We start from the raw sequence: 16,829 nt of genomic DNA on the forward strand, positions 1-16,829 counted from the left end.
ATGGCACTCAAGCATTATAACCCGACCAGCCCGGCCATGCGTGGCCTGGTGCTGATCGACCGTTCGACGCTGCACAAGGGCGCGCCCGTCAAGGCGCTGACCGAAGGCAAGCGCAAGACCGGCGGTCGCAACAACAAGGGTCACGTGACCAGCCGCGGCATCGCGGGCGGTCACAAGCAGAAGTATCGTTACATCGACTTCAAGCGTCGCAAGTGGGACGCCGAGGCAACGGTGGAGCGGCTCGAGTACGACCCGAATCGCACGGCGTTCATTGCGCTGGTCAGCTATGCCGATGGCGAGCAGGCCTACATCATCGCGCCGCAGCGTCTGAACGTTGGTGACAAGATTGTCGCCGGCAAGAAGACCGACGTGAAGCCGGGCAACGCCATGGAGCTCGGTCAAGTCCCGGTCGGCACCATCGTCCACAATGTGGAGATGAAGCCGGGCAAGGGCGGTCAGATCGCGCGTTCGGCCGGCACCTACGTGCAGGTCGTTGGCCGCGATCGCGGGCTAGTGATCGTTCGCCTGAATTCGGGCGAGCAGCGTTACCTGCGCAGCGATTGCATGGCGACCGTCGGTGCGGTGTCCAACCCGGACAACCAGAACCAGAACTTCGGCAAGGCGGGTCGCAGCCGCTGGATGGGCAAGCGTCCGCTTACCCGCGGCGTTGCGAAGAACCCGGTCGATCACCCGCATGGCGGCGGTGAAGGCCGCACCTCGGGCGGCCGTCACCCGGTCACCCCGTGGGGCAAGCCGACGAAGGGTGCGCGCACCCGTCACAACAAGGCGACGGACAAGATGATCATCCGTAGCCGCCACGCGAGGAAGAAGTAATGGCTCGCTCCGTCTGGAAGGGTCCGTTTGTGGACCTTCATCTGCTGAAGAAGGCAGAGGTGGCGCAGGATCAGGGCACCCGTGCAGGTCCGATCAAGACCTGGTCGCGTCGTTCGACCATCCTGCCGCAGTTCGTCGGTCTGACGTTCAGCGTCTACAACGGCCGCAAGTTCGTGCCGGTGTCGGTGAACGAAGACATGGTCGGCATGAAACTGGGTGAGTTCGCGCCCACGCGCTTCTTCCCGGGTCACGCCGCTGACAAGAAGGGCAAGCGCTGATGAGCAAGCCTCAGTCCCCCCGCAAGGTCGGCGAAAAGGAAGCGCTGTCGGTCGGCACGCAGATCCGCGGTTCGGCGCAGAAGCTGAACCTGGTCGCCGGTCTGATCCGCGGCCGCTCGGCTGCTGACGCGATGAACATCCTTGCCTTCTCGAAGAAGGCGATGGCTGTTGACGCACGCAAGGTGCTGGCCTCGGCCATCGCCAATGCCGAGAACAACCACAACCTCGATGTCGACGCGCTCGTCGTGTCGGAGGCGTCGGTCGGCAAGTCGATCACCATGAAGCGGTTCGCCACGCGCGGCCGCGGCAAGTCCACCCGTATCCTGAAGCCGTTCTCGCGGCTGCGGATTGTGGTGCGCGAGCAGGAAGAAGCCTAATGGGTCACAAGAGCAACCCCATCGGTCTGCGCCTGCAGATCAACCGCACCTGGGACAGCCGCTGGTACGCCGAGGGCGCCGATTACGGTCGCCTGCTGCTGGAGGATCTGAAGATCCGCCAGTACATCATGAAGACGCTGCCGCAGGCGGCGATCTCCAAGGTGGTCATCGAGCGTCCGGCCAAGCTGTGCCGCATCTCCATCTTCGCCGCACGCCCTGGCGTGATCATCGGCAAGAAGGGCTCGGACATCGAGAAGCTCCGCAAGGCGCTTGGCGCGATGACCAGCTCGGACGTGTCGCTGAACATCGTCGAGATTCGCAAGCCGGAAGTCGACGCCAAGCTCGTGGCGCAGGGCATTGCCGATCAGCTCGAGCGCCGCATCGCGTTCCGTCGTGCGATGAAGCGCGCGGTGCAGTCCGCGATGCGTCTGGGCGCCGACGGCATCCGCGTCGCTTGCGGTGGCCGTCTCGGCGGCGCCGAGATCGCGCGGTCGGAGAGCTATCGCGAAGGCCGCGTTCCGCTGCACACGCTGCGTGCGAACATGGACTATGCCGAGGCACAGGCGCACACCGCCTACGGCGTGTGCGGCGTGAAGGTCTGGATCTTCAAGGGCGAGATCCTCGGCCATGATCCGATGGCTACCGATCGGTTGATGATGGAGGCTCAGACCTCCGGCGTGCGCCCTGCGCGCGACGACCGCCGCTAAGGAGTAGAAGAAGTGCTGCAACCAAAGCGCACCAAGTTCCGCAAGGCGTTCAAGGGCCGCATCAGCGGCGACGCCAAGGGCGGCACCGCGCTCAACTTCGGGTCCTATGGCCTGAAGGCGATGGAGCCGGAGCGGATCACCGCACGCCAGATCGAGGCGGCTCGCCGCGCGATCACGCGTCACATCAAGCGTCAGGGCCGTCTCTGGATCCGCGTTTTCCCGGACGTTCCCGTGTCGGGCAAGCCGGCCGAAGTCCGCATGGGCTCGGGCAAGGGCTCGCCGGAATATTGGGCGGCTCGCGTCAAGCCGGGCCGCATCCTGTTCGAGCTGGACGGGGTTCCTGGGCCGCTCGCCGCCGAAGCGTTCGAACGCGCGGCGATGAAGCTGCCGATCAAGACCAAGGTCGTGGCCCGCCTCGGCGACACCACGCACCTCGGAGGTGAGTGATCATGGCTAACAAGACCGACATCAACGGCCAGTCGGACGATCAACTGTCCGAACAGCTGGGCAACCTGAAGCGCGAGCAGTTCAACCTGCGCTTCCAGGCGGCGACGAACCAGCTCGAAAAGCCGAGCCGCGTGCGCGAGGTCCGCAAGGACATCGCCCGCATCAAGACCCTGCAGGCGCAGCGCACCGCTGCCGCCGGCAAGTAAGAGGACCACAGCCATGCCGAAGCGCGTGCTGACCGGGCTGATCGTCTCCGACAAGGGCGACAAGACGGTGGTCGTGAACGTTGAGCGTAAGGTGAAGCACCCGCTCTACGGCAAGATCATCCGTCGTTCGAAGAAGTACCACGCCCATGACGAGGGCAACGAGTACAAGCAGGGCGAGACCGTGCGGATCGAAGAGACCGCACCGATCTCCAAGCTGAAGACCTGGAAGGTCGTCGATCGGGTGAACACCCATGCGACGCCCGAGCGGGTCGAAATCGACGAGCCGGCCTCGGCGTAAAGCCGCGGCTGGTTTCGTAGCCAGGGCGCCCGCATCAGTATCGGCCAGGGTCCGGATCGTGCCGGAGACCAGCTGAGGGGTGGGGGCGTAAGAGAGTAGACAGATGGCGGCGCCCCGCGGGGCATTGCCTTTTGTCTGCGGAGCGGCTACCGGGCCGCTCCCCCTGGACGCGGGCAGCCGCGGCCGGGGTCGTTTTTTTAAAGGCGGGGTTGGGTCGGTATCCACCCCACAAGCGAGAAGGAAGCGGATCAGTGATCCAGATGCAGTCCAATCTCGACGTCGCTGACAACAGCGGCGCGAAGCGGGTGCAGTGCATCAAGGTGCTTGGTGGTTCCAAGCGCCGCACGGCCAGCGTCGGCGACATCATCGTCGTCTCGATCAAGGAAGCCCAGCCGCGTGGCAAGGTGAAGAAGGGCGACGTTCACCGCGCCGTCATCGTGCGCACCGCCAAGGACATTCACCGTGCGGACGGCTCGACCATCCGTTTCGACGGCAATGCCGCGGTGCTGGTCAACAAGAACGAGGAGCCGATCGGCACCCGTATTTTTGGCCCGGTCGTGCGCGAACTGCGCGGCAAGAAGCACATGAAGATCATCTCGCTGGCTCCGGAGGTCCTGTAATGGCCGCTGCCAAGATCAAGAAGGGCGACCAGGTCATCGTTCTGTCCGGCAAGGACAAGGGCAAGACCGGCACGGTCACTGCGTCCATGCCGAAGGACGGCAAGGTCGTTGTCGGCGGCGTGAACGTCGCGACCCGCCACACCAAGCCGTCGCAGGGCAACCCGCAGGGCGGTCTGAATCGTTTCGAAGCGCCGCTTCACGTCTCCAAGGTCGCGCACGTGACCGCCGACGGCAAGCCGACGCGCGTTCGCTTCGAGACCCAGGATGGCAAGAAGGTCCGCGTTGCGGTCAAGACCGGGGAGAAGATCGATGGCTGATGGCTACACGCCCCGCCTCCGCAAGCAGTATGACGACGTCATCGCCAAGGCGATGACCGAGAAGTTCGGCTACAAGAACGCGCTCGAGATCCCGCGCATCGAAAAGATCGTCCTGAACATGGGCGTCGGCGAAGCGACCCAGGACAAGAAGCGCGTCGAGCAGGCGGCTTCCGAAATGGAACTGATCGCAGGCCAGAAGCCGGTGATCACCAAGGCAAAGAAGTCGATCGCGCAGTTCAAGCTGCGTGAAGGCATGCCGATCGGCGTGAAGGTGACCCTTCGCCGCGAGCGCATGTACGAGTTCCTGGATCGTTTCATCACGATCGCACTGCCGCGCGTTCGCGACTTCCGCGGCCTGAACCCGAAGAGCTTCGACGGGCGCGGCAACTATGCCTGCGGCCTGAAGGAGCAGATCGTGTTCCCCGAGATCAACTATGACCGCATCGACAAGGTGCGCGGCATGGACGTGATCGTCACCACCTCCGCTAAGACCGACGAAGAAGCGCGCGAGCTGCTTCGTTTGTTCGGCTTCCCGTTCCCGCGGGATGAGGCGGAAGAAGAGAAGAAGGCGGCATGAGCCCCTTGGCAACGAATTGAACGAGAGAGCTTAAGTCCATGGCGAAACTGAGTTCCGTGAACAAGAACGAGCGTCGCAAGAAGCTCGTGAAGCAATATGCCGGCAAGTATGCGAAGCTGAAGGCGCAGGCCAACGACAAGTCGCTGGATGAGACCGAGCGTCTCATCGCGCGCTTGAAGATGGCCGAGCTGCCCCGCAACGCGAACCCGACCCGTGTTCGCAACCGCTGCGAGATCACCGGCCGGCCGCGCGCTTACTACCGCAAGTTCCGCCTCGCACGCGTTATGCTGCGCGATCTGGCCAACAAGGGCCTGATCCCGGGCCTGACGAAGTCGAGCTGGTAAGGATCACGAAAATGGCAGTGACCGATCCCCTGGGTGACCTGCTCACCCGCATCCGCAACGGCCAGCGCGCACGCAAGGACAGCGTCGTGTCGCCGGCTTCCAAGCTGCGGACCCGTGTGCTCGACGTGCTCCAGCGCGAAGGCTACATCCGTGGCTATAGCGAGGAAGAGCTGGGCCCCGTAAAGGGCGTCCGCATCGAGCTGAAGTATTTCGAGGGCCAGCCGGCGATCAAGCATGTCGCCCGGGTCTCGAAGCCTGGCCGCCGCATCTACAGTGGGTCGCAGGACCTGCCGCGCGTGATGAACGGCCTGGGCATCACCATCGTGTCGACGCCGCGCGGCGTGCTTTCGGATGCCGAGGCACGCGAGCAGAACGTCGGCGGCGAAGTGCTGGCGGAGGTGTTCTGATGAGCCGCATCGGCAAAAAGGCGGTTCCGGTTCCGGCCGGCGTGACCGCAAGCGTCAATGGCAAGGAGCTGTCGGTGAAGGGCCCCAAGGGCACCCTGTCGCTGCAGATGTCCGACCTCATCAACTATGACATCCAGTCGGACGGCATTGCCGTGCAGCCTGCGAACGAGACCAAGCAGGCGCGTGCCTTCTGGGGCATGCAGCGTACGTTGGTGCAGAACCTCGTCACCGGCGTGACCGAGGGCTTCACCAAAAAGCTGCTGATCACCGGCGTCGGCTATCGCGCCGCAGCGCAGGGCAACAAGCTGAAGCTTCAGCTCGGCTACAGCCATGACGTCGACATCGACGTGCCGGCTGGCATCGAGGTGAAGACCCCGGATCAGACCACGGTCGAGATTTCGGGCGCGGACAAGCAGAAGGTCGGCCAGTTGGCCGCCGAGATCCGCCGCTGGCGCAAGCCCGAGCCGTATAAGGGCAAGGGCATCAAGTACGCGGGTGAGTTCATCTTCCGTAAGGAAGGAAAGAAGAAGTGACCAAGGGCCTTTCGCTTTTCGAAAAGCGGCGTCGCCGCAACCGTACGGCGCTTCGTGCACGCAGCGGCACGCGTCCGCGCCTGTCGGTGCATCGTTCGGGCAAGCACATCTACGCGCAGGTGATCGACGATGCGCAGGGGCGCACCGTTGCTGCGGCGTCGACGCTGCAGGGCCACGAGGGTGCCACCGCCAACATCGACGCGGCAACCGCGGTCGGTACGCGGATCGCCGAGGCAGCCAAGGCTGCCGGCGTCACGCAGGTCGTGTTCGACCGTGGCGGCTTCCTCTTTCACGGCCGGGTGAAGGCGCTGGCGGAAGCCGCGCGTGCGGCCGGACTGGAGTTCTAAAACATGGCTGACGAAAACAACACGCCGGAAACGGCGCAGCAGGACGCAGCTGCCCCCACCAACACCAATGACGCGCCCCAGCAGGGCGGCGGTTATGCCGGTGGCGGTCGTGGTCGCGGCGGTCCGGGTGGCGGCCGTGGTCGTGGTGGCCCGGGCGGCAATCGTGGCGGCCGTGACGGCAACCGTGGTCGTCGTGATGACCGTCGCGGCGGTCAGGACGATGGTGGCGAGGAGCTGATCGAGAAGCTCGTCCACATCAACCGCGTGTCCAAGACGGTGAAGGGCGGCAAGCGCTTCGGCTTCGCGGCGCTGGTCGTCGTTGGTGACGGCAAGGGTCGTGTCGGCTTCGGTCACGGCAAGGCGCGCGAAGTGCCGGAGGCGATCTCCAAGGCAACCGCCGCTGCCAAGAAGGCAATGGTGCGCGTGCCGCTCAAGGAAGGCCGCACGCTGCACCATGACGGCAACGGTCACTTCGGTGCCGGCCGCGTCACGGTTCGTTCGGCGCCGCAGGGTACCGGCATCATCGCCGGTGGTCCGATGCGCGCCATCTTCGAGTCGCTCGGCGTTGCCGACGTGGTGACCAAGTCGGTCGGCACGTCCAACCCGTACAACATGATCCGCGCCACGTTCGAGGCGCTGAACAGCCAGACTTCGCCGAAGTCGGTTGCCCAGCGTCGTGGCAAGAAGATCGCCGACCTGCTCGGTCGCGGCCATGGCGCTGATGCGCAGACCGCCGCTGCCGAAGCTGCGGCCGTCACGGAGTAAGCCGACATGGCAACCATCAAGGTCAAGCAGACCGGATCGCCGATCCGTCGCACCAAGGACCAGCGCGCGACGCTCGTTGGCCTGGGCCTCAACAAGATGCACCGCGTGTCGGAGCTGGAAGACAGCCCCGAGGTGCGCGGCATGATCCGCAAGGTGCAGCACATGGTCGAGGTTCAGGACTGATCGTCCGCTACATCGGCTAGTGACAAATAGGGGGAAGGGGGCTAACGGGCCCCCTTCCTTTTTTATCAGCGCGAACACAGCGAAAGCGAGTGCACACATGAAACTGAACGAACTCCGCGACAACGAAGGCGCCCGCCACCGCAAGATTCGCGTCGGCCGCGGCATTGGCTCTGGCAAGGGCAAGACCGGTGGTCGTGGCCAGAAGGGCCAGAAGAGCCGCGAAGGCGTGTCGATCGCAGGCTTCGAGGGCGGTCAGATGCCGCTCCACATGCGTCTGCCGAAGCGTGGCTTCAACAACATCTTCGCCAAGGATTATGCCGAGGTGAACTTGGTTGCGATCCAGAAGGCTGTCGATTCGGGCAAGCTGACCGCGACGGACGTCGACCACGCCGCGCTGAAGGCTGCTGGCCTGGCGCGTGGTGGCAAAGACGGCGTGCGCCTCCTCGGCAAGGGCGAGATCTCGGCCAAGCTGAACTTCACCGTTGCCGGCGTGTCGGCTGGTGCGCGTGAGGCGGTCGAAAAGGCCGGTGGGTCGGTCAACGTCATCGACGTGACCCCGGCTGCCGAGAAGGCTGCTGCCAAGAAGGGCAAGGCGCGCGAGGCGCGGCTCGCCAAGAAGGCGGAAGCCGGCAACTGAGCGTCGGCGCCTTCGGCTTGGCCGGAGGCGCGCGCCAGCTGCTCCCGGTTCGGCTCCGGCGATTGCCGGAGTGGAAATTGCTCGTTGGGTTAGACAAGCCTTCGAGCGCGACTATATGAGCGGCGGGGCAGGGGCAGCAGCACCTTCCCCGCCGTTTCTGTTTCAGACCAAGGCCCAAGGCTAATATGGCATCCGCAGCCGACCAGATGGCGCAAAACATGAGCCTCGCGAAGTTCGCGAAGGCGACCGATCTCAAGAAGAGGCTTTGGTTCACGATCGGCGCGCTGATCGTCTTCCGACTGCTCAGCTATGTGCCGTTGCCTGGCATCGATCCGACCGGGCTTGCTGCGTTGGCGCAGCAGACCAAGGGCGGGGTGCTCGACTTCTTCAACACCTTTTCGGGCGGTGCGCTAGAGCGTGCGTCGCTGATCGCGCTTGGCGTGATGCCGTACATCACGGCATCGATCGTGGTACAGCTCGCGACGTCGCTGTCGCCGCAGCTGGCAGCGATCAAGAAGGAAGGCGAGAGCGGCCGCAAGAAGCTGAACCAGTACACCCGCTATGGCACGGTGCTGCTGACGGCGATCCAGGGCTATGTCATCGCGACGGGCCTTGAGGCTGGTGGTGCGGTGGTCGAGCCGGGCATGCTGTTTCGTGTGGCCGCGGTCATCTCGCTGATCGGCGGGACGATGTTCCTGATGTGGATCGGCGAGCAGATTACCAGCCGCGGCATCGGCAACGGCATCTCGCTCATCATCATGGCCGGAATAGTGGCGCATCTGCCGACGACGCTGGTCAACCTGCTTGAGGGTGGGCGCACCGGCTCGGTCAGTCCGGCGGTCGTGATCGCGATCATCCTGGCGGTCGTCGGCCTCGTGCTGTTCATCTGCTTCATGGAGCGTGCGCAGCGCCGTATCCTGATCCAATATCCCAAGCGCCAGACGGCGCGCGGCGTTCAGGCCGATCGCAGCCACTTGCCGCTGAAGATCAACACCGCCGGTGTGATCCCGCCAATCTTCGCGTCGTCGCTGCTGCTGCTGCCGCTGACCGTGACGCAGTTCGCTGGGACCGCCGTGTCGGGTGACAGCTGGTGGGGCGATGCGATCATCACGCTGAACCAATATCTTCAGCACGGTAGCCCGCTCTACATGCTGCTCTACGGCGCCGGCATTATCTTCTTCTCGTTCTTTTACACCGCGGTTGTGTTCAACCCGGAGGAAACGGCCGAGAACCTGAAGCGCTACGGCGGGTTCATTCCGGGCATCCGCCCCGGCAAGAATACCGAACAGTATTTCGACTATGTGCTGACGCGCATCACGGTGATCGGCGCGGCCTATCTGGCGGTGATCTGCCTGCTGCCGGAGTATTTGGTGTCGGCGCTGTCGATCCCGTTCTATTTGGGCGGTACCAGCCTGCTGATCGTCGTCAACGTGACGATGGACACGGTGACGCAGATCCAGTCGCACCTGCTGGCGCACCAGTATGGCGATCTCATCAAAAAGGCGAAGCTGAAGGGTGGCCGGCTGCGCTGAGGCGCGGTCGCGACCGAACAGGGGAGGGCTTTTCGCGTGAACATCATTCTTCTTGGGCCGCCGGGTGCCGGCAAGGGTACCCAGTCCGAGCGGCTGGTCGCCGAGCGTGGCATGGTGCAGCTCTCGACCGGCGACATGCTGCGCGCCGCGGTCAAGGCGGGCACGCCGGTGGGGCTCAAGGCGAAAGCGGTGATGGACGCCGGGGAGCTGGTCTCCGATGCGATCGTGTCGGCGCTGATCGGTGAGAACCTCGATCGGCTCTCCGATAGCCAGGGGGCCATTTTCGACGGCTATCCGCGCACCGCGGCGCAGGCCGAGGCGCTGGATCTGCTGCTAAGCGAGCGCGGCCGTACGCTCGATCAGGTCATCGAGCTTGAGGTGAACGAGGACGCGCTGGTCGAGCGGATCGTCGGCCGCTTCACCTGTGCAAATTGCGGCGCCGGCTATCACGACAGGTTTAAGCAGCCCAAGGTCGAGGGCGCGTGTGACGTGTGCGGCGCGCACGAGTTCAAGCGGCGCCCCGATGACAACGAAGAAACCGTTCGCACGCGCATGGCGGAGTATCGCGCCAAGACGGCGCCGATTCTGCCGATCTACGACGCGCGCGGGCTTGTTCGCCGGGTCGACGGCATGGCCGACATTGCGGATGTGACCCGTGCCATCGAGGCGATCCTCGACGGCAAGTGACACAATGGCCGTCATCCCGGCTTCGTGTCGGGGTGTCGGTGGATGCAATGCGACGATGAAGTACGTTCCCGCGGGGAACCGTTCGCTTGACATGGCGTTTGCGCGCGCTTAACTGCACGCCATTCCAGCACTCCGGTTACCGGCGGCGTCGTTCGCGCCTGCCGCTTTCCTGCGTGGTGGAAGTCATGCTGAGAGATGGGGTGCGTGATCCATGCCGCACCTCGTGGAGCACGAGGAGAAAGAATTCATGGCACGTATCGCGGGTGTCAACATCCCGACCAACAAGCGCGTTCTGATCGCGTTGCAGTACATTCACGGCATCGGCGCGGCCAAGGCGCAGGAGCTGATCACGAAGCTCGAGATCGCGCCGGAGCGCCGTGTGCAGGACCTGTCGGATCAGGAAGTGCTTCAGATCCGCGAGGCGATCGACGCCGGCTACACCGTGGAAGGCGATCTTCGTCGCGAGACCGCGATGAACATCAAGCGTCTGATGGACCTCGCCTGCTACCGCGGCCTGCGTCACCGCAAGGGCCTGCCGGTTCGTGGCCAGCGCACGCACACCAATGCGCGCACCCGCAAGGGCAAGGCGAAGCCGATCGCAGGCAAGAAGAAGTAAGCACCGCGCTTCTTCTTCTGTCGCGGGGCTGGTTGCAGGCATGTCGCCTCCCGGCCTCCGCTTGAAACAAAGGTCAGGATTACCAAATGGCACAGGCACCGCAGCGTATTCGCCGTCGCGAGCGCAAGAACATCACCGCCGGCGTGGCGCACGTTAACGCCAGCTTCAACAACACCATGATCACCATCACTGATGCCCAGGGCAATGCGATCAGCTGGTCGTCCGCCGGCATGATGGGCTTCAAGGGTTCGCGTAAGTCCACTCCTTACGCGGCGCAGGTCGCTGCCGAGGACGCGGGCAAGAAGGCCGCCGAGCATGGCGTGCGCACCCTGGAAGTCGAAGTGAAGGGTCCGGGTTCGGGCCGCGAGTCGGCGCTTCGCGCGCTGCAGGCGGTCGGTTTTCAGATCACGTCGATTCGCGACGTGACCTCGATCCCGCACAACGGTGTGCGTCCGTCGAAGCGTCGCCGCGTCTGATGGTTCTGGCCCCCGGCTGACGAGTCGGGGTGCTTTTTATTTCCCGGCTGGTCGCGCCCCACGACTGGCCCAACATCAGGGGACACGAGCCTTGTCCGTCAACGCAAAGAACTGGCAGGAACTTAAGAAGCCCAACGCGCTCGAGAAGAAGGGCGGCGATGGCAAGCGCAAGGCGACCTTCGTCGCCGAGCCGCTGGAGCGTGGCTTTGGCCTGACGCTGGGCAACGCGCTGCGCCGCGTGCTGCTGTCGAGCCTGCAGGGTGCGGCCGTCACCTCGATCAAGATCGAGAACGTGCTGCACGAATTCTCCAGCCTCGCCGGCGTGCGCGAGGACGTGACGGACATCGTCCTGAACGTGAAGCAGATCGCGCTCAAGATGCAGGGCGAAGGCCCGAAGCGTCTTCAGCTGTCCGCAACCGGACCGGCCGAAGTGAAGGCCGGCGACATCGCGGTGTCTGGTGACATCGAGGTGATGAACCCGGATCTGGTCATCTGCCACCTCGACGAAGGTGCGACCTTCAACATGGAGCTGACCGCCGACGTGGGTAAGGGCTATGTCCCGGCCACCGTCAACCGCCCGGCCGATGCGCCGATCGGTTTGATCCCGGTCGACTCGCTCTATTCGCCGGTTCGCCAGGTCAGCTACAAGGTCGATCCGACCCGCGTCGGTCAGGACCTGGACTATGACAAGCTGACATTGTCTGTCGAAACCGACGGCACGGTGACTCCGGAAGACGCGCTTGGCTATGCTGGCCGCATCCTTCAGGACCAGCTTGCGCTGTTCGTGCACTTCGACGACTCGGCCGTTGCGCGTTCGGCCCCGGTCGGCGTTGCCTCCCCGGCTGCTGGCGCGGAGCCGGTCAGCGACACGCAGCAGATCAACCGTTACCTCCTCAAGAAGGTCGACGAGCTTGAACTGTCGGTGCGGTCGGCCAACTGCCTTAAGAACGACAACATCATCTACATCGGTGATCTGGTCGGGAAGACCGAGGCGGAGATGCTGCGGACGCCGAATTTCGGCCGCAAGTCGCTGAACGAAATCAAGGAAGTGCTGTCGTCGATGGGCCTGCGGCTTGGGATGGAAATCCCGGGTTGGCCGCCGGAGAACATCGAAGAGATGGCCAAAAAGCTCGAGCAGGAAATCATGGGCTGAGCCGCACGCGGATAGCATGCTATCCGCGTAACGGCGAAAGCCCGGCCGGCCTCGCATAGCGAGGTCCGACGGCGTGGCTCCGCCACGCCGCCAGCCGGCCAGCAAGTTACCGGGGCCCAGGCCAAAAGCCGGGGTGACGCACACAGGGTGGCCCACACGTCCCACCCGGCTTGGGGTTCCGTAAGACGGCCCCCTGACGAACGAGAAGGATTTACCATGCGTCACCGTGTAGGCGGTCGTAAGCTTCAGCGTACCTCGGCACACCGCGCCGCGCTGTTCCGCAACATGTCGGCCGCGCTCATCAAGCACGAGCAGATCACCACCACGCTCGCCAAGGCAAAGGAGCTTCGCCCGTACATCGAGAAGCTGGTGACGCTGGGCAAGAAGGGCGGCCTGTCCAACCGTCGTCTGGCGCACGCGCGCCTGCTCGACGATGCGCAGCTGGTGAAGCTGTTCGACACGCTGGCTTCGCGCTACGCCGATCGTAACGGCGGCTATACCCGCATCATCAAGGCCGGCATTCGCGCGTCGGACGCATCGCCGATGGCGATCATCGAGTTCGTCGACCGTGACGTCGCTGCCAAGGGCCAGGACTCGGGTCCGGTGATGACCGACGAGGATTTCGACGAAGCGGCGTAAACCGTTTCGACCTATCCGGGGCAGTCGCTCCGGTCGGAACAGGAAGGGGCCGCTCCATCATGGAGCGGCCCTTTTCGTTTGTGCTGATACGGCGCAAACGCGAGCCAACCCCCTTTCACCCGCACCCGCACCCCGCTACAGGCCCGCCATGGAACACCCCGACAGCATCCTTATCGTCGATTTCGGCAGCCAGGTGACCCAGCTGATCGCACGCCGCGTGCGCGAGGCGGGCGTGTACAGCGAGATCGCACCGTTCCAATCGGCGGCGGAAGCGTTCGAGCGGATGAAGCCGAAGGGTGTGATCCTGTCGGGCGGTCCCGCCTCAGTCGTGGACGAGGGAAGCCCGCGCGCCCCGCAGGCGGTGTTCGACAGCGGCGTGCCGGTGCTTGGCATCTGCTATGGCCAGCAGGTGATGAACACGCAGCTCGGCGGACAGGTGGACCGGGGCTTTTCGGGCGAGTTCGGCGAAGCGTTCGTGCAGGTCGATTCGGGTTGCGGGCTGTTCGATGGTCTGTGGAACGAGGGCGAGCGGCACCAAGTGTGGATGAGCCACGGCGACCACGTCGCGACGCTCGCCCCCGGCTTCACGCCTGTCGCCTCGTCGTCGGGCGCACCGTTCGCCATCACCGCGGACGAAAGCCGTCGCTATTACGGCATGCAGTTCCACCCGGAGGTGGTGCACACCCCCGATGGCGGCAAGCTGATCAAGAATTTCGCGCGCCACGTCTGCGGCCTTGCTGGCGACTGGACGATGGCCGAGTTTCGTGAAACCAAGATTGCAGAGATCCGCGCGCAGGTCGGCACCGGCCGGGTGATCTGTGGTCTGTCGGGCGGCGTCGACTCTGCAGTGGCCGCGGTACTGATCCACGAAGCGATCGGCGACCAGTTGACCTGCGTCTTCGTCGACCACGGTCTTATGCGCGCTGGCGAGGCAGACCAGGTCGTCAGCCTGTTCCGCGGCCATTACAATATTCCGCTGGTCCATGTGAACGCGGAGGCGCTGTTCATGAACGGCCTTGCCGGCGTTACCGACCCGGAGGCCAAGCGCAAGTTCATCGGCAAGACGTTCATCGAGGTCTTTGAAGACGAGGCGAAGAAGATCGGCGGGGCGGAGTTCCTGGCGCAGGGTACGCTCTATCCGGATGTCATCGAAAGCGTCAGCTTCACCGGCGGGCCGTCGGTGACGATCAAGAGCCACCACAATGTCGGTGGCCTGCCCGAGCGCATGAACATGAAGCTCGTCGAGCCGCTGCGCGAGTTGTTCAAGGACGAGGTGCGCGAGCTTGGTTGTGAGCTCGGGCTGCCCGACATTTTCGTCGGCCGGCATCCGTTCCCGGGGCCGGGCCTCGCGATCCGTATTCCGGGCGAGGTGAGCAAAGAGCGGTGCGACATCCTGCGCAAGGCGGACGCGATCTATCTGGAGGAGATCCGCAATGCGGGTCTCTATGATGCGATATGGCAGGCGTTCGCGGTGCTGCTGCCGGTTCGCTCGGTCGGGGTGATGGGTGACGGGCGGACCTATGACAGCGTGCTGGCGCTGCGTGCGGTGACATCGACCGACGGCATGACGGCGCAGGCGTTCGAGTTCCCCGGCGGCTTCCTGCCACGCATTTCGACCCGCATCGTCAACGAAGTACGTGGCATCAACCGCGTTACTTATGACTATACTTCGAAGCCGCCCGGCACGATCGAGTGGGAATGATCGCCGGCGCGTCAGCGGCTGTGGCGTTCGCGAGGGTTTCTGCCCTGCTTTGCTCCTCAAGCTCTGTTCAGGCGCGCATGCACGTCGCCAATCACGGCCGTGTCAAACAGTTTAGTGGAAATGCTCGCCGCGCTGGAGATAATCGAGAATTTTCTTCATGCGCCGCAATCGTGTCTCCGGCCTCTTGGCCGTCTGAAGACGGTAGTAGATCGGATACAGGTTCTTCCGGTCGAGCGTGCGGAAAAACGCCTCTGCTTCGGGCATGGCGGCGAGTGCATCCAGCAGATCCTGCGGCATGACCATGTCGGCCGATCCGGCGTAAGCGGTTTCCCAGCGTCCGTCGCCCTGCGCTGCCTCCACATGCACCAGGCCGGCCGGCAACATGCGTCCTTCGGCGATCAGTCTGGTGGTGTGCTCGCGGTTCTTGATCGACCAGTTCGAGCCCGCGCGGCGCGGGGTCAGCCGCTGGAGATAGTAGCTCGTGCCACCTGACCGCGTCAGGCCATCGATCCACCCGAACCGGATCGCCTCCACGACGCAGTCCGTCCATGTCACCGAAGGCTGCTCCGACCCGGCCTTGTAGATGCGTATCCACAATTCACTACTGGTTTCGTGGTTCTCGACGAACCAGCGAGCAAGGTCTTCTGGGTGTTCGAACGCAAGTGCTTGGGGGTAAGGAGAACTCATCCCATCAGGGCTAGCGAGCCATCGTCTTGCTGAAAAGTGCTTTGCGGACCCGACGGAGATCGACGCCGGCGGGATGGAGCACCTTCGTTGTAGATAGATCGAAAGCGGAGCCAATCCGCACATCTGCGTCGAAGTTGCGGCAAACACGTCGCCGAAGCGCGTGATAGCCGTGGCACCAGCCGCTGCGTCGCCCGCAATGACGGGGGCGCGCACAACAATGCATGGTCGAGCAAGTGTTGACGGCGATCGGCGCACGTCGGGCGACGCGGGGCGGCCGATCACGATCGGATTGCTGTGGCACTCCATCAACTCTGGCAATCTTGGTGTGGGGGCGCTCACCGTCGCCAACCTGACGATTGCGCGCGAGGTGGCCGAGGGAAGCGGCCTCGCGCCGCGCTTCGTAATCATGGGCGCGCGCGACGATCAACAGCCGTCGATCTCCCTGCCGAACAGCCGCGTGGTGCCGATCGATTGGCGGTCGCTGCGTCCGGGCGGATCGATCTGGCGCGCGATGCGGGAGGTGGATTGTGTCCTCGATATCGGAGCCGGCGACAGTTTCGCCGACATTTACGGACCGCGCCGTTTTTCCTTCCTGATGATCAGCAAGCTGATGGCGCTTGCACGAGGCAAGCCGCTGATCCTCTCGCCGCAGACGATCGGTCCGTTCACCCGGCGCGGCTACATGGCGCCTGCGGCCGTTGTCATGCGGCGCAGCCGGGCGGTGTTCGCGCGGGATGAGCTATCGCGTGACGTGGCGCAGGACATGGCACCGTCGGCTGATGTGCGATTGGCAGTGGATGTCGCGTTCGAACTGCCGTTCGAGGATCGCTCGCATGACCGGGGCGGCGCGCGGCTGCGGGTCGGTGTCAATCCATCGGGCTTGCTGTTCAGCGAAGCTGAAAGGGGCACCAATCGTTTCGGCTTGTCGTACGATTACGCGGCATTCACCCGTCAATTGCTGACTGCGCTGCACGAGCGCGACGATGTCGAAATTCACCTCGTTCCACATGCTTCGAGCAACCGCGATGCCACGGACGACGATGATGCGTTGTGCGATCGCCTTACCAAGATGTTTCCACGTGCGGTGCGGGTGGCGACCTTCGCGTCGCCTTCGGATGCCAAGAGTTACATATCGGGGCTGGATCTGCTGATCGCAGCGCGCATGCATGCGTGTATTGCCGCCTTCTCAAGCGGGGTGCCGGTCGTGCCGGTGGCGTACAGCCGCAAGTTCTCCGGCCTTTTCGGTTTGCTTGGCTACGACACCATGATCCCGGTCGCCGGGATGGATGAAGCACAGGCGGTCGCCTTCGTACTGAAGGCGCTGGAGCGGCGCCTCGCCCTGGCCGCGGCGGAAAAAGCGGGCATGGCCAAGGTCGGTACGCTGCTGGCCGACTACCGAGAGACGCTGCGGTCGACGTTTCTGGCAGTGAGCATGGCGGCATGAAGCCACCGTCGCCCAC

26 protein-coding genes are annotated in these 16,829 nt (G+C 64.2%); 25 read left to right on the top strand and 1 reads right to left on the bottom strand.

The features are described 5' to 3' along the window. The 24 genes from rplB (at window position 1) to guaA (ending at window position 14,682) form a co-directional block, all read left to right on the top strand. Window positions 1-834: a 50S ribosomal protein L2 gene (gene rplB, locus SPDO_RS08055; RefSeq protein WP_088366923.1), complete on the top strand. Its 834-nt coding sequence runs from the start codon at window positions 1-3 to the stop codon at window positions 832-834. Next, on the top strand, window positions 834-1,112 hold the full coding sequence (gene rpsS / locus SPDO_RS08060) for a 30S ribosomal protein S19 (protein WP_088366924.1): 279 nt from the start codon (window positions 834-836) through the stop codon (window positions 1,110-1,112). Before rplB ends, rpsS begins: the two co-directional genes overlap by 1 nt. Beyond that, window positions 1,112-1,489 (top strand): 50S ribosomal protein L22, encoded by a 378-nt coding sequence (rplV, locus tag SPDO_RS08065; RefSeq protein WP_088366925.1) that lies wholly within the window; start codon window positions 1,112-1,114, stop codon window positions 1,487-1,489. Before rpsS ends, rplV begins: the two co-directional genes overlap by 1 nt. Further along, window positions 1,489-2,196 (top strand): 30S ribosomal protein S3, encoded by a 708-nt coding sequence (gene rpsC, locus SPDO_RS08070; protein WP_088366926.1) that lies wholly within the window; start codon window positions 1,489-1,491, stop codon window positions 2,194-2,196. The genes rplV and rpsC overlap by 1 nt, the downstream gene beginning before the upstream one ends. 12 nt (window positions 2,197-2,208) lie before the next feature. Then, window positions 2,209-2,643 (top strand): 50S ribosomal protein L16, encoded by a 435-nt coding sequence (gene rplP / locus SPDO_RS08075; protein WP_088366927.1) that lies wholly within the window; start codon window positions 2,209-2,211, stop codon window positions 2,641-2,643. Window positions 2,644-2,645: 2 nt separating this feature from the next. Continuing rightward, window positions 2,646-2,849, top strand: coding sequence for a 50S ribosomal protein L29 (rpmC, locus tag SPDO_RS08080; protein WP_088366928.1), 204 nt, complete (start codon window positions 2,646-2,648; stop codon window positions 2,847-2,849). A 13-nt stretch (window positions 2,850-2,862) separates the two neighbouring features. Beyond that, on the top strand, window positions 2,863-3,147 hold the full coding sequence (gene rpsQ / locus SPDO_RS08085) for a 30S ribosomal protein S17 (RefSeq protein WP_088366929.1): 285 nt from the start codon (window positions 2,863-2,865) through the stop codon (window positions 3,145-3,147). A gap of 251 nt (window positions 3,148-3,398) precedes the next feature. After that, window positions 3,399-3,767, top strand: a complete 369-nt coding sequence (rplN, locus tag SPDO_RS08090; protein ID WP_017979484.1) for a 50S ribosomal protein L14 — start codon at window positions 3,399-3,401, stop codon at window positions 3,765-3,767. Next, window positions 3,767-4,084 (top strand): 50S ribosomal protein L24, encoded by a 318-nt coding sequence (rplX, locus tag SPDO_RS08095; RefSeq protein ID WP_088366930.1) that lies wholly within the window; start codon window positions 3,767-3,769, stop codon window positions 4,082-4,084. Before rplN ends, rplX begins: the two co-directional genes overlap by 1 nt. Continuing rightward, window positions 4,077-4,661, top strand: coding sequence for a 50S ribosomal protein L5 (gene rplE, locus SPDO_RS08100; RefSeq protein ID WP_088366931.1), 585 nt, complete (start codon window positions 4,077-4,079; stop codon window positions 4,659-4,661). The genes rplX and rplE overlap by 8 nt, the downstream gene beginning before the upstream one ends. A gap of 38 nt (window positions 4,662-4,699) precedes the next feature. Beyond that, a complete protein-coding gene (gene rpsN, locus SPDO_RS08105; RefSeq protein ID WP_066776758.1) occupies window positions 4,700-5,005 on the top strand; it encodes a 30S ribosomal protein S14 in 306 nt (101 codons plus the stop codon). An 11-nt stretch (window positions 5,006-5,016) separates the two neighbouring features. Further along, window positions 5,017-5,412 carry a 30S ribosomal protein S8 gene (gene rpsH, locus SPDO_RS08110; protein WP_088366932.1) on the top strand — a complete coding sequence of 132 codons (396 nt, stop codon included), beginning with the start codon at window positions 5,017-5,019 and terminating at the stop codon, window positions 5,410-5,412. Further along, on the top strand, window positions 5,412-5,945 hold the full coding sequence (rplF, locus tag SPDO_RS08115; RefSeq protein ID WP_088366933.1) for a 50S ribosomal protein L6: 534 nt from the start codon (window positions 5,412-5,414) through the stop codon (window positions 5,943-5,945). Before rpsH ends, rplF begins: the two co-directional genes overlap by 1 nt. Next, complete coding sequence (gene rplR / locus SPDO_RS08120) at window positions 5,942-6,292, top strand: 50S ribosomal protein L18 (protein WP_088366934.1); 351 nt, start codon at window positions 5,942-5,944, stop codon at window positions 6,290-6,292. Before rplF ends, rplR begins: the two co-directional genes overlap by 4 nt. A 3-nt stretch (window positions 6,293-6,295) precedes the next feature. After that, on the top strand, window positions 6,296-7,057 hold the full coding sequence (rpsE, locus tag SPDO_RS08125; protein ID WP_088366935.1) for a 30S ribosomal protein S5: 762 nt from the start codon (window positions 6,296-6,298) through the stop codon (window positions 7,055-7,057). Between the two features lie 6 nt (window positions 7,058-7,063). Next, the gene (rpmD, locus tag SPDO_RS08130; protein ID WP_076743394.1) at window positions 7,064-7,240 is read left to right on the top strand and encodes a 50S ribosomal protein L30; all 177 of its coding nucleotides are present in this window, start codon (window positions 7,064-7,066) and stop codon (window positions 7,238-7,240) included. A gap of 97 nt (window positions 7,241-7,337) precedes the next feature. Beyond that, window positions 7,338-7,877, top strand: coding sequence for a 50S ribosomal protein L15 (gene rplO, locus SPDO_RS08135; protein ID WP_088366936.1), 540 nt, complete (start codon window positions 7,338-7,340; stop codon window positions 7,875-7,877). A 185-nt stretch (window positions 7,878-8,062) separates the two neighbouring features. Continuing rightward, a complete protein-coding gene (gene secY, locus SPDO_RS08140) occupies window positions 8,063-9,409 on the top strand; it encodes a preprotein translocase subunit SecY (RefSeq protein WP_088366937.1) in 1,347 nt (448 codons plus the stop codon). Window positions 9,410-9,445: 36 nt separating this feature from the next. Next, on the top strand, window positions 9,446-10,096 hold the full coding sequence (locus SPDO_RS08145; RefSeq protein ID WP_088366938.1) for an adenylate kinase: 651 nt from the start codon (window positions 9,446-9,448) through the stop codon (window positions 10,094-10,096). A 247-nt stretch (window positions 10,097-10,343) separates the two neighbouring features. Beyond that, window positions 10,344-10,712: a 30S ribosomal protein S13 gene (gene rpsM / locus SPDO_RS08150; protein ID WP_088367051.1), complete on the top strand. Its 369-nt coding sequence runs from the start codon at window positions 10,344-10,346 to the stop codon at window positions 10,710-10,712. An 86-nt stretch (window positions 10,713-10,798) separates the two neighbouring features. Beyond that, on the top strand, window positions 10,799-11,188 hold the full coding sequence (rpsK, locus tag SPDO_RS08155; RefSeq protein WP_019516037.1) for a 30S ribosomal protein S11: 390 nt from the start codon (window positions 10,799-10,801) through the stop codon (window positions 11,186-11,188). Window positions 11,189-11,279: 91 nt separating this feature from the next. Beyond that, window positions 11,280-12,341 (top strand): DNA-directed RNA polymerase subunit alpha, encoded by a 1,062-nt coding sequence (locus SPDO_RS08160; RefSeq protein ID WP_088366939.1) that lies wholly within the window; start codon window positions 11,280-11,282, stop codon window positions 12,339-12,341. Between the two features lie 216 nt (window positions 12,342-12,557). Continuing rightward, window positions 12,558-12,980, top strand: coding sequence for a 50S ribosomal protein L17 (gene rplQ / locus SPDO_RS08165; protein WP_088366940.1), 423 nt, complete (start codon window positions 12,558-12,560; stop codon window positions 12,978-12,980). 148 nt (window positions 12,981-13,128) lie between these two features. Continuing rightward, on the top strand, window positions 13,129-14,682 hold the full coding sequence (gene guaA / locus SPDO_RS08170; RefSeq protein WP_088366941.1) for a glutamine-hydrolyzing GMP synthase: 1,554 nt from the start codon (window positions 13,129-13,131) through the stop codon (window positions 14,680-14,682). Between the two features lie 111 nt (window positions 14,683-14,793). Here the strand turns inward: guaA and SPDO_RS17165 are convergent, their stop codons facing one another. Continuing rightward, a complete protein-coding gene (locus SPDO_RS17165; protein ID WP_088366942.1) occupies window positions 14,794-15,369 on the bottom strand; it encodes a YdeI/OmpD-associated family protein in 576 nt (191 codons plus the stop codon). A 196-nt stretch (window positions 15,370-15,565) separates the two neighbouring features. On the opposite strand from SPDO_RS17165, the gene SPDO_RS08180 reads away from it, so the two are divergent. After that, the gene (locus SPDO_RS08180; protein WP_088366943.1) at window positions 15,566-16,813 is read left to right on the top strand and encodes a polysaccharide pyruvyl transferase family protein; all 1,248 of its coding nucleotides are present in this window, start codon (window positions 15,566-15,568) and stop codon (window positions 16,811-16,813) included. Window positions 16,814-16,829 lie beyond the last annotated feature (16 nt).

This window comes from Sphingomonas dokdonensis, from assembly GCF_002197685.1.
Taxonomy (GTDB): Bacteria; Pseudomonadota; Alphaproteobacteria; order Sphingomonadales; family Sphingomonadaceae; genus Sphingomonas; species Sphingomonas dokdonensis.

Bases quoted from the DNA above. Each gene is read 5' to 3' on its own strand.
- SPDO_RS17165 (WP_088366942.1), bottom strand. From the start codon at position 15,369: ATGAGTTCTCCTTACCCCCAAGCACTTGCGTTCGAACACCCAGAAGAC.
- secY (WP_088366937.1), top strand. From the start codon at position 8,063: ATGGCATCCGCAGCCGACCAGATGGCGCAAAACATGAGCCTCGCGAAG.
- rplO (WP_088366936.1), top strand. From the start codon at position 7,338: ATGAAACTGAACGAACTCCGCGACAACGAAGGCGCCCGCCACCGCAAG.
- guaA (WP_088366941.1), top strand. From the start codon at position 13,129: ATGGAACACCCCGACAGCATCCTTATCGTCGATTTCGGCAGCCAGGTG.
- rpsC (WP_088366926.1), top strand. From the start codon at position 1,489: ATGGGTCACAAGAGCAACCCCATCGGTCTGCGCCTGCAGATCAACCGC.
- rplE (WP_088366931.1), top strand. From the start codon at position 4,077: ATGGCTGATGGCTACACGCCCCGCCTCCGCAAGCAGTATGACGACGTC.
- rplX (WP_088366930.1), top strand. From the start codon at position 3,767: ATGGCCGCTGCCAAGATCAAGAAGGGCGACCAGGTCATCGTTCTGTCC.
- rpsQ (WP_088366929.1), top strand. From the start codon at position 2,863: ATGCCGAAGCGCGTGCTGACCGGGCTGATCGTCTCCGACAAGGGCGAC.
- rplF (WP_088366933.1), top strand. From the start codon at position 5,412: ATGAGCCGCATCGGCAAAAAGGCGGTTCCGGTTCCGGCCGGCGTGACC.
- rpsM (WP_088367051.1), top strand. From the start codon at position 10,344: ATGGCACGTATCGCGGGTGTCAACATCCCGACCAACAAGCGCGTTCTG.
- rpmC (WP_088366928.1), top strand. From the start codon at position 2,646: ATGGCTAACAAGACCGACATCAACGGCCAGTCGGACGATCAACTGTCC.
- rpsE (WP_088366935.1), top strand. From the start codon at position 6,296: ATGGCTGACGAAAACAACACGCCGGAAACGGCGCAGCAGGACGCAGCT.
- rplQ (WP_088366940.1), top strand. From the start codon at position 12,558: ATGCGTCACCGTGTAGGCGGTCGTAAGCTTCAGCGTACCTCGGCACAC.
- rpsN (WP_066776758.1), top strand. From the start codon at position 4,700: ATGGCGAAACTGAGTTCCGTGAACAAGAACGAGCGTCGCAAGAAGCTC.
- rplV (WP_088366925.1), top strand. From the start codon at position 1,112: ATGAGCAAGCCTCAGTCCCCCCGCAAGGTCGGCGAAAAGGAAGCGCTG.
- rpmD (WP_076743394.1), top strand. From the start codon at position 7,064: ATGGCAACCATCAAGGTCAAGCAGACCGGATCGCCGATCCGTCGCACC.
- rpsS (WP_088366924.1), top strand. From the start codon at position 834: ATGGCTCGCTCCGTCTGGAAGGGTCCGTTTGTGGACCTTCATCTGCTG.
- SPDO_RS08180 (WP_088366943.1), top strand. From the start codon at position 15,566: ATGACGGGGGCGCGCACAACAATGCATGGTCGAGCAAGTGTTGACGGC.
- rpsK (WP_019516037.1), top strand. From the start codon at position 10,799: ATGGCACAGGCACCGCAGCGTATTCGCCGTCGCGAGCGCAAGAACATC.
- rpsH (WP_088366932.1), top strand. From the start codon at position 5,017: ATGGCAGTGACCGATCCCCTGGGTGACCTGCTCACCCGCATCCGCAAC.
- rplB (WP_088366923.1), top strand. From the start codon at position 1: ATGGCACTCAAGCATTATAACCCGACCAGCCCGGCCATGCGTGGCCTG.